The sequence below is a fragment of the Paenarthrobacter sp. CAP02 genome (genome assembly GCF_040137855.1).
In the GTDB taxonomy this organism is placed as follows: domain Bacteria; phylum Actinomycetota; class Actinomycetes; order Actinomycetales; family Micrococcaceae; genus Arthrobacter.
On record NZ_JBEEII010000005.1, the window covers coordinates 150,273 to 164,523 of the forward strand.

Consider the following 14,251-nt stretch of genomic DNA (forward strand, 5'->3'; position numbering starts at 1 on the left):
GGAATCCATCGTCGCCGAAAACTGGCCTTGTATTCCATAGCCAGTTTGCAATACTGGTCTTATGTCCGGCTCTTTGAATCCCACCGCACTCGTTAGACTCCTCGGCTCCTGGAACTCCGGCTCCCTGCCCGCCTACCGCGAGCTGGCCGACGTCGTGCGCTTGCTGGTGATGGACGGGCGCATACCGCTGGACGTAGCGCTGCCCAGCGAGCGGGCCCTGGCCCAGACCCTTGACCTGAGCCGGACCACCATCACGGCCGCGTACTCCAACCTCCGCGAACAGGGCTTCCTCACCTCGGGCCAGGGCAGCCGGGCCCGGACGTGCATCCCCCACCGGACCGTACCCGTGAGTGCGCCCGGCCTGGCCGTGCCGGATGGCCTCCTGGACCTCGCCTACGCATCCCTTCCGGCTGCCGGGGAAGTGGTGCACCGGGCGTTCGCGGACGCCCTGACCGAACTGCCCGCCCTCCTGCCCGGCTTTGGGTACGACGCCGTGGGGGTCCCGGCACTCCGCGAAGCCATTGCGGACAAGTACACCGCCGACGGCGTGCCCACCACGCCGGGCCAGATCCTCGTCACGTCCGGCGCCCAGCACGCCCTCAACATCGTGCTTCGCACCCTGGCCGGCAAGCAGGACCGGGTGTTGGTGGAACACCCCACCTACCCCAACGCCCTGGACGCCATCCGGGCCGCCGGCTGCAAACCGCTTCCCGTCGCATTGCCCTCCGGGACCTCGCCTGCATGGGACATCGATGCCATGGTGTCCACCATGAACCAGCAGCGTCCCGCGATGGCGTACCTCGTCCCGGATTTCCACAATCCGACGGGCCGCATCATGTCCGATCTGCAGCGTCGGCGCCTGGTGCGGGCTGCAGCGGCGTCGGGGACAGTCCTGGTGGTGGACGAAACGCTCCGGGGATTAAACCTCGACGGCGTCCGCACCGCGCCGATGTCCGCCTTCGGTCCCGCGGTGGTGTCCATCGGGTCGCTGAGCAAGTCCCATTGGGCGGGCCTCAGGACCGGGTGGATCCGCGCCGACGAGGGCCTGATTTCCCGTTTCGTGGCAACGAGGACCGTCATGGATCTGGGCGGTCCCGTTGTGGAGCAATTGGCGGCGGCCCGGCTGGTGCGGTCCTTCGCCGAGCCCCTGGATGCCAGGTTGGATGAGCTGCGGCACAACCGGGAATCACTCCTCGGCTTGCTGGCTGAACACCTGCCGGCCTGGGAAGTGGAGCGGCCGCGGGGCGGACTCACCGTTTGGTGCCGCCTGCCCAGCCCCTGCAGCACGGCGCTGACGATCCTTGCCCCGGACTTCGGGGTTCGCTTGGCAGCGGGTCCCAGGTTTGGGGTGGGCGGAGCCTTTGAACACTTCCTTCGCGTGCCGTACACCTTGCGGCCTGAGCAGTTGGAGGTCGCCGTCCTGGCCCTGCGCGGAGCCCAGGACAAGCTGGACTCCTCGCCCCACCTCCGCCGGTCCCTCAAGTCGGAGCGACCAGCGGCGGCGGCAGTGGCCTAGCCTTCCGTTTGCGCGGCCCCTGTCCGGACGGCCCCCGCGCCCATGCGCTGCTTGGCGGTGCTGCTGCCGGGGCCCACGGGGATGTGCGAGGTAGCTTTGGCCAGGCCGAACCGTGGCATGCCGTTGTAAACCACTTCAATGCCTGACGCCGGAACCTGGTAGGTCTCATGCCACACGCCCACGTCGCCGCTGCCGGACATTTCCTTCATGAACCTCCGCCAGGGAGCAAGGTGCGGAGATTCCCGGTCGGCAGCAAAACGCCGCAGGTGCTCGGGGCTTTCCCAATAGCTGAGGAGCATGGTGGTCCGTCCGAGCCACTGTTCCGTGCTGAGCAAGCCTGCCTCGGGATTCTTGGCCAGGTGCTGCAGCATGGCGGTCATGGCTGAGGCCACCTGGGCGACACGGCCCACCTTCCACCACCTGTTGGCGCGCATCCCGATCAGGAACACGGTGACCGTATCGCGCCCTACGTCAGCGGTGAATCGGCCGGGGAAGATTTCCTGTGCCATGTGAAGTCCTTCGTTTGAGGAACCCCGCTATCAGATTCCTGTTCTCACAACATCGTTTAATAACGTCGTTATGAAACAATGTTATGAAACACTGGAAGGCATGGCAAGACCTATCGTTCATGATCTCCAGGTCCGGCAACGGCTCCTGGCGGTCACCGCAGAACTCGTGGACCGCGAAGGCCCGGCCCGCGTGACCCTCCGGGACGTCGCCGCCGCCGCAGACACGTCAACCACCGCGATCTACTCGCTCTTCGGCGGAAAGGCCCAATTGCTGACGGCCGCCGTCGACGACGGTTTCCGCACTTTCGGGGAGTCCCAACGCGAAGCCGCCCACGGCGGTCTTTTGGCGCTCGGCAGGGCCTACCGCGTTTGGGCCCTTGAGCACCCGGCCCTTTACCGGCTCATGTTCGGTGGCGCGCTGGCCGCCTATGTGGAGTGCAAGCCGACGCCGGATGTCGCCTCGGATTCGATGCTGCCCCTGGTAGAGGCGGTCACCGAGGCGCAGGCCGCAGGGAGGCTCCGCGCGGAAGAGCCCATAGTGGTAGCGATGGGGATCTGGGGACAGGTCCATGGGCTGGTCAGCCTGGAGCTGGCCCAGATGAACGATCCCGCCACCGACTGGCCCGGAATTTACGAAGCCGCCCTCGCGTCCGTAGCCCGCGCCTGGGCCCCCTAGCCGATCCTTAGGCGTATACCTTTTCCAGGAATCCGCCCCATGCCTTTGCCGTCAGTTCGGAATCTCCGGAGCCGCTGAAGTCGTGCACGGTCATGCCGACGGGAGCACCAAAGGCGTTCCGGCCGAAGAAGCGATACATTACATCCGCGGTCCGCAGGCCCAGGAAGTTCTGGTTGGCGAAGTCCACCTCGCCGCTCAACCGGCCAACGCCGTCGACCTCAACATCAAAGCGCGACCCGGCGGCAGCACTTTCCACCCCGAGCGCCTTCTTCAGCTGCACAAAGCCGTCGGGGGCCTGCGAAGTCGCGGGGCCTTGGATGTCCGTGAACACCACCGGCCGCCCGTCGAAGTGCTGGAGGTACTGGCCCAGGGTGTGCAGGTAGAACTCCGTGTGCTTGCTGGCGCCGTCGTACTGCTCATCCCAGTTGTCCGCGAAAATGCCGCTGTGGACGTAGTGCAGCTTGGCGCGCCCACCCTCGAGGGGTTCGAGGACGTGCTCCAACTGGTTGAACCAGCCGTCCGGGCCGTCCATCCGCGACACGAGATGCGTGGGGTATTCCTCCACCGTTTTCACTGCGGGCCACTGATCGGTGGGGAACATCCAGGCCGCGGTGTCTGCAGTAACGGCGTTCCATACGCGTGCAGGCGTGCCGGGCAGCTCGGTGTCCGCCACGATTTCGAATTCCCGGTTCTCAGTCATTGCCTTAGTCCTTTTCTGCTGTATGCCCGGAGGCTGCTTGTTCCGTTGAAGGGGTCTTGAGTGCTGGATGGAGGACGACGACGAGCCGGTGCTTGCGTCCGCCACCCGCCGGGGTGGCAGAACCGCCGTCGTGGTATTTATCGACGAGCCGCGTCACCGCCACGCCGAGCTCCTCCGCGAATGCCGCGCGATCGGCGGCCGAGCGGAAAGTAATCTCGCCGTCGATGGCGAAGCTGGCCAGCTTCTTCCTGGCCACGGCAGCGCCGGAGATGAGCTTTCCCATTTCCTGAACGGTGCGCGCGGCAAGCGAGAGCAGCCAGAAGGCCGAGAACCTGTCAGCGAAACGCCGTGGATCCGGCGCCACGGAGGCCAGTGCGGCCGGCGAAATGACGTAGGAGGCGGCGGTGGCGCACAACACGCGCTCGGTGACGTTGCCTTTACGGCGCTCCTCCACCAACTCCACCAGCCCGTGCCGCTCGAGGGCTTTGAGGTGGTAGTTGATCTTCTGCCTCGGTAATCCAACCCTGCCAGCAAGCTGCGTGGCCGACGCCGGCTCGGCGAGCTCCTGGAGGATGCGCGTACGGATTGGGTCCAGTGACGCTTCCGCCGCGGCCGGGTCTTCGATCACTTCGATGTCCAACATGCTTCAAGTATGCTTACCGACAACTTTTATTGTCAAGAACTTTTTTATGTTCGGAGTTGTGGGGCCTGCTCTGCGCGCCTCCGGCAGGAATTACCCCGCAGAACAGGCCCCACAACGAGCTCCCGGTAGAATTGTCCAGTGATGCAATCCCCCCTCCCTGTGCGCGACGGCGTGAACGCAACCCGCCTCCGCCTCCCGGACGACGGGCCCTGGGACACTGCGATGGACTACATGATGCATCGCTGGGGGCACATCGACCCCCAAGGCATCGAGGACCGATTCGACGCCGGCGAGATCGTGGGCGAGGGCGGCGTCCCCCTCGATCGCAGCACCAGGCTCGAGGACCACACCTTCATCTGGTACTACCGCACGCTCCCCCCGGAGACCCGCATTCCAGTGGAAATCAACATCCTCCACCAGGACGAGCACATCCTCGTGGTCGACAAACCGCACTTCCTGCCCACCACCCCGGGCGGTACCTACATCCAGGAATCGGCACTGGTCCGTCTCCGCAACCAGCTGGACCTCCCGGACCTCATCCCCATGCACCGCCTGGACCGCATGACCGCCGGGCTCCTGCTGCTCTCCACCAACCCGGAGACACGGGGCAAGTACCAGGTGCTCTTCGAGAAGCGCCAGGTCCAGAAGGAATACGAGTGCGTGTCCGCCGCGACACCCGCCCCCGGTTTTCCCGCCGTCGAGTTCCCCGCAGTAGTCCGCAACCGCATGACCAAGTCCCGCAGCTACCTCCTCGCCGAAGTAATCGACGGCGAACCGAACGCGGAAACGCGGATCGAAAAAACAAGGACGTTCGACGCCGGCAACCACCAGCGCGCGCTGTACCGGCTGGAACCCCACACCGGGAAGACCCACCAACTGCGCGTGCACATGGCCTCGCTCGGACTCGGAATCGTCAACGACGCCTTCTACCCGGACCTGCTGGACAAAGCCCCGGACGACTACGCGAAGCCACTTCAACTACTGGCCCGCGGCATCACTTTCGTGGACCCCATCAGCAAGAAGCCCGTGGAATACCGAAGCCGGTTGGAGCTCAGCGAAGCCCACGATTGAACTACTCCCCCGGCGTCAAATGGTCGAACACCAGGTTGGTTTGCGTGTTGGCGATGGCCGGATCCGATGCGAGGTGGACAGCAATGAAGTCGCGCAACTCCGTCGGCGTCCCGCAGGCCACATGCACTAAAAAGTCCTGGTCGCCGGCCAGAAGGAACACACTCTGGACATTCGGCAGCGACTTGAGCCGCTGCGCGATGGCCAGCATCTTGTTGCGGGCCTGCGGGTTCACCCTGATGGAGATCAGCGCATAGACCAGCAAGCCCAACGCCTCAAGATCCACGGATGCATGGAAACCCCGGATGACTCCGGCATCCTTGAGCGCCCGGACCCTGCCAAGGCACGTTGAGGGCGCAATCCCCGCCTTGGACGCGAGCACGTTGTTGGGAATCCTGGCGTCGGCCATGAGTTCCCGAAGAATCAGACGGTCTGTGTCATCCAGCCGAACGGGATTCGGAACGGCACCCGCCGTTCGGTTCACGGTTGAATCCGACACGAAATGGCCCCTGTTCTTTTTGTGATTCTTCAGAATCCTTGGCAGGACGTAGGACTGGATTCTATCTTGAATCGATTTGCAGAATCGACGAGGAGGTCGTGATGGGCAGTTTCGACAAGATCCAAGAACGTGAAGGCGGGCTCAAAAAGCAACTCACCTCGCGTCAGATGACCATGATCGCCTTGGGCGGCGCAATCGGCACCGGGCTGTTCCTGGGCAGCAAATTCGCCATAGGCTTGGCCGGCCCCAGCGTCATCATCAGCTACGCCATCGGCGGCCTGATCGCCCTGCTCCTGATGGGCAGCCTGTCAGAGATGACGGTGGCACACCCCACGTCCGGTTCGTTCGGTGCCTTCGCCGAGCATTACGTCAGTCCACTGGCCGGGTTCCTGGTCAAGTACATGTACTGGTCCTGCATCGTGCTGGCTGTGGGGACCGAGGTCACTGCGGTGGGTGAATACATGAAGCTCTGGTTCCCGGACGTCCCGTCCCTGCTGTGGGTGGTCTTCTTCTCTGCCGTACTCATCGGCGTGAACACCATGAACGTGAAGGTGTTCGGCGCCTTGGAATACTGGTTCTCCAGCATCAAGGTCTTCGCGATCATCGCTTTCATAGTGCTCGGCGCATACATTGTCTTCGGGGCCAGAACCAATGGCACCGGCTTCCAGAACTACTCGGCAGACGGCGGATTCTTCCCCAACGGTTTGTCCGGTACCTGGTTCGCCGTGATCGTCTCCATCTTCAGCTACCTCAGCATCGAAATGATCGCCATCGCCGCCGGGGAGGCCAAGGATCCCGCCACAGCAGTGAAGAAGGCCTTCCGCACCACTATCGTCCGGCTCCTGCTGTTCTACATCGTTACCCTGGCACTGATCCTGGCCATCGCGCCGGTCAGCCAGATCCTGTCGGGCGGCAGCCCCTTCGTGACCGTGATGCAGAACCTTGGCGTCCCTTTCGCTGACAGCTTGCTCACGTTTGTGGTGATCATCGCTGCGCTTTCAGCCATGAACAGCCAGCTCTACATCTCCACCCGGATGATCTTCAGCCTCTCCCGCAGCGGCGACGCACCCGCCATCTTCGGCAGGCTGCGCGGTAACGGTGCCCCAGTGAATGCCCTGATCCTCTCAACCACTGGTATTGCGATCGCCACCGTGGTCTACGCCATGTTCCCCGAGACTGCCTTCACGTTCATGATGGCGATCTCCATGTTCGGCGCAATGTTCACCTGGTTCATGATCTTCGTGACCCACTGGTTCTTCCGCAGGAGCATGAAACGCACGGGCACAACACTCTCCTACAAGACACGCTTCTACCCGGCGGGAACCGTCCTGGGTGCGATCCTCATGTTCGCCATAGCCGTCAGCACCTTGGGAACAGAAGCATTCAACATGACCCTGATCTTTGGCATCCCGTCTCTGGCCCTCGTGACGGTCCTGTACTTTGTGGTGCAGCGACGCAAACGTCAGGTCCACGGACCAGGCGAGGCTTCAAATGCGGCCCGGAAGACCGCCGTCGTCTCTTCTGAGAACAGCACGAATTCCACCAACTCCAGCGGGCTGCCCGACGCGGCACCCGCTGACGGCGACGACCAGAAGGACCTGACGGCGTCGAACGCCGCTTCGGCGACCTGACGGGCATCCCAACCATAAATTCCGGCGCTGACCGCAGGGAGGGCAACCGACCGGGCACCCAGTCCCGTCGCCACCTTCAGGCTTTCGTTAAAGCACGATGCGAGCAGCGCCGGATCCGTCTGCCCGGCATGCCGGTTAGGCCCCACAGTGTGGACCACCCAACGGGCCGGAAGGCGGAAACCCGGAGTTGCGACAGCCGCGCCCACAGGCAAACCATCGGGCAATTCCGAACGCCTAAGCCTCCGGCACGCCTCAAGAAGTTCCGGCCCGGCAGCCCTGTGGATAGCACCGTCCACTCCCCCTCCACCGAGTAGGGACGAGTTGGCGGCGTTGACGATAACGTCCACGGGGCGCGTCGTGATGTCGCCATGCAGGATGTCGATTCGCATGGCGCCAGTCTCGCCCAGAGCGGCAGCGGCAGCAAGTGCGGTACCTTGTGGCCATGGACATCACCGCCCCTGAGACGTGGGGATCCGCGATCTACCTGTGGATCGTACCCATCGTGGTGGGCGACGCCATTTTTCCACCGATCCCGTCCGAAATGGTGGTCATCACCGGCGGGGCGCTCGCGGCCGACGGCCACACCAACGTTTGGCTGATCCTGTTTCTGGCCGCCTTCGCGTCATGGCTGGGCGACATGGCGGTGTATTTGCTGTTCAAGCGGCGCATCAGCCACGTTCTCGACCGTTGGTCATGGGGCCGCCACGTCCACCGCGGAATTCACGCAGCGATCGCCAAAGCGGGCCGCTCGTCCACATACGGCGCAATCATCGGCGGGCGATTCGTCCCGGGCGGCCGGCTCGCGACTTCCGCTGCATCGGGCATCGCCAACGTGTCCGTCCGCGGGTTCAGCCTATGTGCCGCCTTGGGCGCCATGCTCTGGGCCGTCTGGCAGGTGGGCCTGGGCTACTTCACCGGTTCCACCACCAAGCTGCCGTTCTGGGCCAGCTCGTTGATCGGCGTCGGCGTTGGGTTGGTCATCGGAGTGGTGGTGGGGCTGATCGTCACCCGTCGCCGCGGCAACCGTTCCCCCGTCGAGGAACCGTTCGACGGCGATCCGGTCGACGGCGAAACTCCCCAACCCGAGTAGCGCTCGCCTGTTAGATCGGCGACCAGCGCCCGCGGCTGCGGCGCAACACGTACAGGCTTCCGGTCAGGGCAACGCGTTCGACGGCGTCACGCATCATGGCAGCCGACGTCCGGGCTTCGTCGTTCTCGCCTGCGTAATCGCGGTCGCCAACGGTAAAGCGGAGGCTGAGTTGGGGCACGCCGCCCACAATGTCCAGCTGGTTCGATTCCACGTGGTGGCGGGTTTCCAGGGCCTCGACTGCCGCAGCCATGACGGACTCGGGCGCGTTACCCGGTTTGAGGCCTGTAATCTTCAGCTTGGTCTGGAACGAAGGCATCCCATAACCCTAACGCTCTCCCACATCCCACCCCCTTGAACGAATCCCTCCTGCAGCGGGTGCAGGAGGGATCCGTTGAATCGGTAGGGATGTGGAGGAGGGTCTGCTAGCCGGTGTTGCGGAGTCCGGCAGCCACACCATTAACGGTAATGAGCATGGCCCGCTGTAGCCGCTCGTCAATCTCGGCGCCGGACACCGACTCTTCACGCACACGGCGCAGGAGTTCCACCTGGAGGTAGCTGATGGGGTCCAGGTACTGATCACGGATTTCGAGTGACCGCTTCAGGGTCGGCTGGGCATCCAGCAGCTCGGTCTCGCCGGTGAGCCTTTCGATTTCAGCCACCGTGAGCTCGTATTCATCACGGATCATGTGGAACAAACGGTGCAATTCGGTGGGGACCAGCGATGAAACGTAGTGGCCCGCGATTTCCATGTCCGTCTTGGCCAACGTCATTTCCACGTTGGAGATCACCGAGCGGAAGAAGTGCCAACGGTCCATCATCTCCACGAGCTGATCCGTGTTCCCGGCCTCGCGGGCAGCCTTCAGGCCTGATCCGACCCCGAACCAACCCGGGACGATCTGGCGCGACTGAGTCCATCCGAAAACCCACGGGATGGCACGAAGTCCACCGAGGCCGGCACCGGAATCCGGGCGCTTGGAGGGACGCGATCCAATGTTCAACGACCCCAGCTGCTCCACCGGGGTGGAGGCCAGGAAATACGCCGGCAGTTGGGGGTCGTCGATCAACGTGCGGTACCGGGCGAAGGCGGCGTCGGAAATGGTTTCCATGACGTTCCCGTAACGCTCGCGTTCGTCCTCCGACGTACGCGGAGTCCGGTGCAGGGCCGAACCCTGCATCACAGCAGCCAGTGACAACTCAAGGTTTTCCCGGGCAAGTTCGGGCAGGGAGTACTTGTCCGAAATGACCTCGCCCTGCTCCGTGAACTTGATTTCGCCTTCGAGCACTCCATTCGGCTGGGCCATGATGGCGTCGTACGTCGGTCCGCCACCGCGGCCAACGGAACCACCACGGCCGTGGAAAAGACGCACCCGGACGCCGTGCTTCGCCGCAACATCCCGCAGTTTGCGTTGGGTCTTGTGGATTTCCCATTGGCTGGTCATCACGCCGGATTCCTTGTTGGAATCGGAGTAGCCCAGCATGATCTCCTGGATGTCGCCACGGAGTCGGACGAGTTCACGGTAGGAGGGATCGGAGAGGAGCTGATCCACGATCTCGGCAGATGCCCGGAGCTCCTCAACGGTCTCCAGGAGGGGAGCGAAACCGATCTTGGCATGGGGTTTGCTGCCAAAAAGATCGATCAACCCGGCTTCGCGGGCAAGGACCGCCGCCGCCAGCACGTCATCGGCGCCACGGGTCATGGAGATGATGTACGTCTCCACCACATCAGGACCATAGGTGTGGAGGGCCTGTCGGATGCTCCGGAAGACATCGTAGGTTCCGTCGGCGGTACCTTCGAGCTTGATGGGGTGGCCGGACAGCGGACGGCGTGAAGCAAGTTCGGCGCCAAGGAAGGCAAAGCGCTCCTCCCGGGTCAACTCTCCGTAAGGCTTCGCGGCACCCAGCCTGTCCACAAGCTGCCCGACAGCATCATGGTGGTAGTCGGCGTGTTCGCGGATATCCAAGGTGGCAAGGTGCAGGCCGAACGCGGCAAGAGCGCGCCGAACGCGGGCCAAGGCACCATCAGCCACCAAGGCTGCTGAATGGTTGCGCAGCGAATTCTCCAGCAGGCCGAACTCTGCCAGCAGTTCAGGCGTCGTCGCGTAGTCGCGGCCGGGCTCGTGGTGCGTCGAGGCAGCAATACGACGTCCGGTGTTGATGAGTTTGGCCTTGATACAGGTGAGCTTGAGCCTGTATGGCTCCTGCGCGTTCAATTCCAGGATGCGCTTGTCCAGTCCCGGAAGATTCTTCAAGTCCACGTCGATGGAATCCAGCAACTCCTGGTCCGCACCAAACAGGGCGGTGGAGTTCGAGAGGACCGAGATCAGTTCGTCGATCAACACGATGCCGATACGAACTGCGTTCTGGTTCTGTAGCTGCAGGATTTCCCGGGTGACAGCGGCGGTCACATTGGGATTGCCGTCCCTGTCCCCACCGATCCAGGAACCAAAGCGGATGGGCGCCGACTTCGTCGGCAGTGTCACGCCGTGCTCGGCCAGGAGCTCCGAGAGATCCGTCAGCATTTCCGGCATGGCATCGGTCAGGATGCTGTTCAGGTAGTAGATAGCGTTCCGGGCCTCGTCCACCGGGGTGGGGCGCACCTGTCGAAGCTCGTCCGTTTGCCACATCTGGTCGATGATCTCTGCCAGTTGGCGGTCCTGGCGTCGGCGGGAAGAGGTCCCCTCCCGGGTCGGTTCCGCGAGGACATCCGAGAGCTTACGGACTTTGTCCAGCACGGAACGCCGCGACGCTTCAGTCGGGTGGGCCGTGAAGATAGGCCTTACATCGAGTTCATTGATTACATCCTGCAGGACCTGAGGGCCGGCCTGGCCGGCGATCTCGGAAACGGCCTTGGCGAGCCAGCCGTCCTTCTCCTGCCGGGTTCGGAGACCCCGGACACGATGGACCTGCTCGGCCGCGTTGCTGAGGTGGAAGTAGAAGGCAAAGGCGCGGACAAGGTCGGTGGCCTGCTCAAGTGGCAGGGAGGCGAGCAGTTCACGGACCTGGACAACGACGTCGTGCGCGCTCCACGGACCGGTGGCATCAGCGCCGCCGCGGGCGGCTTCCTTGGATTCCTTGGTCAACAGGCGCACCTGCTCCACGAGCTGGAGCAGTTCGGGACCGTGTTGCCGGACCAAGGACTCGCCCAGCAGGGTGGAAACCCGGCGAACGTCGGCCCGCAGTTCAGCGGCGAGATCAGTGTCTAGATGGGCAGTGTGAACCATAGATACATACCTTCGGGATCTATTGAGGCCCGTACACTGCGCTGGATACTGTGAGCCGGATTACTGGTGTTTCCTAGGGATCTTACCCGCACCAAACTTCCCTGACGGAATGTGTCTCAGATTATGGTTTTATATGCAGCGACGTCCGGACGTCCCTAAAGAAACGGCCTCAGTAGCTGTAGGAAAACTGGTTCGGGGCGATTCCGGCCCCACTGAGCGAGTACGTCAGGACATGCTCTGCCCATCCCCGCTTGGAGACAGCCTGAAGATCAAATTGGAGCCGATCGCGCCGTATTGACTGAGTGGAGCAAGTAACGACGCTCCTGCTCTCCAGGGCGCACGTCCACCCTTCCGGCGCACGGACCGTACCTGCCTCTATCCAGGCATTCTGCCCCACGGAAAAGACTGCCTTTCCGCTGCCCAAGGGGTCGGACCCGGAAGCCTCGAAGTCGACATGCAACGCTGTGCTGTTGGGCCCACGGTCCCTGCTGCGTTCCGCGGACCCTTTGACCTTCACGGGCGGTGCGTCGGAAGGAACCGGCGCAGGTGAAGGCGCAGGCGTGACAACCGGTAGGGGTACCGGAGCGACGGGCTCCGTGGGCTCTTGCGTGGGTTCCGGCTCGGGTGCAACGGGAGCCGGCGCCGGCGGTGCTGCAACAACGGCCGGCGGGATGGCGGCTGCCGGGGAACTTGGAGCCGATGGCGCGGGGGTGGTCACGAGGGGTTGCGCTTCCGATGGAAGGCCCCTGGTTTCAACGGCCCGCTGCTCCATGTAGGCGTCCGGGGTCAGGTGGTCGACAATGCCCACCGCGCCCAGGACGAGTCCCACCCCGGCCGCTGCGATAACGGCCATCACAGCCGGCTGGGCAAGTGCAGGGACGGCGAGAGCCGCTTTTGCCGGCAGCATGCCGCCCAAAACTCCCAGTCCGGCCCCCTTTCCGGCCCACATCGCCAAGGGAACTCCGGTTACCAAGGGCAGGAGAACGGCCCTCATGCTCCCTTGGACGTCCTTCAGTTCTGCCAAGGCAGCGGTGCATTTGGCGCAACCACGCAAGTGCTCCCGGACCTTCCTTTCGGCCGCGGTGGAAAGTCCACCCCGGACGTAACTGCCGAGTTTGGAGGCAAACTCTGCACACCTGCTGTCAGGCTCTTCGGCTATATGGAACTGGAGGTAGTGCCGCCTCAGTCCCTCACGCGCACGCAGGGCGAGCGCGGAAACAGCATTGGGAGACAGCCCGAGGATTGGCGCGACAGCTGCCGGTTTCATGCGTTCCACGTCCAAATACCAGAGCACAGCCTGCCAACGCTCCGGAAGGGCGCGGAAGGCTTTGGACACTGTGTGGGATTCGAAAGCACTGATGGCGGAGTCGGCGTCACCCATCGTCTGGTCCAGAACGGCGTCGTCTCCGCTGGGGAGGACCTTGCCGTTCTTCCGATTCCGCTGGTGGGACAGCCGCGTCACAGTGGAAAGGAGATATGCCCGAAAGAAGGTATCCGGTCCCTTCCCCGCCACCAAGCTCTGCAGGACCGATTGGAAGGCCTCCGCCACGACATCCTCGACATCGCTCGGGTTGTCCACGTTGCGCTTGGCAACGGTCGATGCGATGGAAATATGCCGCTCGTACAAAGCGTCAAACGCAGCCATGTCTCCACTGCGAACCAATTCGATCAGGTGACCGTCGCTATCGATCCCATCCTGCGAAATACTGTCCATGCTTGTCTTGGCGGCCACTTACTGCCCCCTGACAACGTCATAAATCGTGCCCATATTTAAGAAGTGGTGGCACCGTCCTACTCATGACGCAATTTGTCCAAAGTCTTTAGCTTAAGAGAATCGGCTATCGCTTCGTCATGAACGACCGTCTCGCCGCACTATCCGGTTATGACATCGTTTCGGACAAAATCATTCGCAGAATGCGCGTTTTCGCGCCACCTTTTGCTGCGTAGATGGCAGACGACCAGTTACCGGACAGGTTGGCGCTTCCACGCAGACTGGTTCCTGCCCGAAGTCCGAACAGTTGTCAGATGCCTCGCCACAAGCTCCATCGTCCCGGCACCGGCAGCCAAGTCGTTGGGTGCGGCGCGCGCCATGAACGGTGTCAGCATCGGCGAGACCATGACCGATTTCCGCGCCCTGTTTGAAGCTGCGGAACAATCCCTCGACGTCGACGCGCTTCAGTCGTTGGCGGAAGGGTGGGCCGAGGTCGCCGAGCTGGCCCCGGCCCTCTCGTGCACGGATGTCTATACCGGCTTGGCCACTCAGGCGCACTTCCAGCGCCGTTTGCATGAGGTATCAACCTTCGGAGACGAGAGCTCGCGGCAGAACGCCGTCGCAAGAATCTTGCTGCCCGGACCCAGCCAAAGCCGGACACATTGCTGGACCCTCCTGGCCAGGCTGGGTGAAGCCGTCAAAGGGCAGCTCCGTGGAACAGGGGCTGTGGCCATGTACCAGGACTGCGCCGTCCATGTGCTTTTTCCACTCAGCGAGGGCAACTTATCCAGGCTGGCCGAATGCAAAACGGCGATTGAAGCCCTGGAAGACGGCGCCCTGAGCCCAGCACGCATGAAGTTGTACCCGTTGTCCTCAGCGCTGGCAGCAACCGCATCCACACCAATGACCCCTTATAAGTCGTCAGACAAACACGGCATGCCGGGCACCGGACCGAAGGCGTCACGAACCACCTGACACCAACACTCA

At 63.2% G+C, this 14,251-nt stretch carries 13 protein-coding genes and 1 pseudogene; 6 read left to right on the plus strand and 8 right to left on the minus strand.

Annotation, left to right across the window (positions count from 1 at the left end; translation table 11 throughout):
- Positions 1-61 precede the first annotated feature (61 nt).
- Positions 62-1,516 (plus strand): MocR-like transcription factor YczR, encoded by a 1,455-nt coding sequence (yczR, locus tag ABHM97_RS10560; RefSeq protein WP_349470629.1) that lies wholly within the window; start codon positions 62-64, stop codon positions 1,514-1,516.
- On the opposite strand, the gene ABHM97_RS10565 is transcribed toward yczR, so the two are convergent.
- Positions 1,513-2,025: a DUF4188 domain-containing protein gene (locus ABHM97_RS10565; RefSeq protein WP_349470630.1), complete on the minus strand. Its 513-nt coding sequence runs from the start codon at positions 2,023-2,025 to the stop codon at positions 1,513-1,515. The two genes, yczR and ABHM97_RS10565, sit on opposite strands and share 4 nt — an antisense overlap.
- Positions 2,026-2,125: 100 nt before the next feature.
- Here ABHM97_RS10565 and ABHM97_RS10570 point away from each other — a divergent pair, with 100 nt between their 5' ends.
- Positions 2,126-2,701, plus strand: a complete 576-nt coding sequence (locus tag ABHM97_RS10570; RefSeq protein ID WP_349470631.1) for a TetR-like C-terminal domain-containing protein — start codon at positions 2,126-2,128, stop codon at positions 2,699-2,701.
- 7 nt (positions 2,702-2,708) lie between these two features.
- Here ABHM97_RS10570 and ABHM97_RS10575 read toward each other — a convergent pair whose 3' ends face one another.
- Complete coding sequence (locus ABHM97_RS10575; RefSeq protein WP_349470632.1) at positions 2,709-3,401, minus strand: SRPBCC domain-containing protein; 693 nt, start codon at positions 3,399-3,401, stop codon at positions 2,709-2,711.
- Positions 3,402-3,405: 4 nt separating this feature from the next.
- The gene (locus ABHM97_RS10580; RefSeq protein WP_349470633.1) at positions 3,406-4,044 is read right to left on the minus strand and encodes an ArsR/SmtB family transcription factor; all 639 of its coding nucleotides are present in this window, start codon (positions 4,042-4,044) and stop codon (positions 3,406-3,408) included.
- A gap of 141 nt (positions 4,045-4,185) precedes the next feature.
- Between ABHM97_RS10580 and ABHM97_RS10585 the strand changes: the two genes are divergently transcribed.
- Positions 4,186-5,115, plus strand: coding sequence for an RluA family pseudouridine synthase (locus ABHM97_RS10585; protein ID WP_349470765.1), 930 nt, complete (start codon positions 4,186-4,188; stop codon positions 5,113-5,115).
- A gap of 1 nt (position 5,116) precedes the next feature.
- Here the strand turns inward: ABHM97_RS10585 and ABHM97_RS10590 are convergent, their stop codons facing one another.
- On the minus strand, positions 5,117-5,596 hold the full coding sequence (locus tag ABHM97_RS10590; RefSeq protein ID WP_349470634.1) for an Lrp/AsnC family transcriptional regulator: 480 nt from the start codon (positions 5,594-5,596) through the stop codon (positions 5,117-5,119).
- A gap of 188 nt (positions 5,597-5,784) precedes the next feature.
- Here ABHM97_RS10590 and ABHM97_RS10595 point away from each other — a divergent pair.
- Positions 5,785-6,987 (plus strand): annotated as a pseudogene (locus ABHM97_RS10595) (amino acid permease); the annotation flags it as partial.
- Positions 6,988-7,073: 86 nt separating this feature from the next.
- Here ABHM97_RS10595 and ABHM97_RS10600 read toward each other — a convergent pair.
- A complete protein-coding gene (locus ABHM97_RS10600; protein ID WP_349470635.1) occupies positions 7,074-7,631 on the minus strand; it encodes an O-acetyl-ADP-ribose deacetylase in 558 nt (185 codons plus the stop codon).
- Positions 7,632-7,684: 53 nt separating this feature from the next.
- Between ABHM97_RS10600 and ABHM97_RS10605 the strand changes: the two genes are divergently transcribed.
- Positions 7,685-8,332, plus strand: a complete 648-nt coding sequence (locus ABHM97_RS10605; protein WP_349470636.1) for a DedA family protein — start codon at positions 7,685-7,687, stop codon at positions 8,330-8,332.
- A gap of 10 nt (positions 8,333-8,342) precedes the next feature.
- On the opposite strand, the gene ABHM97_RS10610 is transcribed toward ABHM97_RS10605, so the two are convergent.
- The 3 genes from ABHM97_RS10610 to ABHM97_RS10620 all read right to left on the minus strand — a co-directional run bounded on the left by ABHM97_RS10610 (position 8,343) and on the right by ABHM97_RS10620 (position 13,285).
- A complete protein-coding gene (locus ABHM97_RS10610) occupies positions 8,343-8,648 on the minus strand; it encodes a hypothetical protein (RefSeq protein WP_211714153.1) in 306 nt (101 codons plus the stop codon).
- A gap of 106 nt (positions 8,649-8,754) precedes the next feature.
- The gene (gene ppc / locus ABHM97_RS10615) at positions 8,755-11,553 is read right to left on the minus strand and encodes a phosphoenolpyruvate carboxylase (protein WP_349470638.1); all 2,799 of its coding nucleotides are present in this window, start codon (positions 11,551-11,553) and stop codon (positions 8,755-8,757) included.
- Between the two features lie 169 nt (positions 11,554-11,722).
- Entirely contained in the window at positions 11,723-13,285 is a 1,563-nt protein-coding gene (locus tag ABHM97_RS10620) for a sigma-70 family RNA polymerase sigma factor (RefSeq protein WP_235519924.1), read from the minus strand.
- A gap of 357 nt (positions 13,286-13,642) precedes the next feature.
- On the opposite strand from ABHM97_RS10620, the gene ABHM97_RS10625 reads away from it, so the two are divergent.
- Positions 13,643-14,239, plus strand: coding sequence for a hypothetical protein (locus ABHM97_RS10625; protein WP_349470639.1), 597 nt, complete (start codon positions 13,643-13,645; stop codon positions 14,237-14,239).
- Positions 14,240-14,251 lie beyond the last annotated feature (12 nt).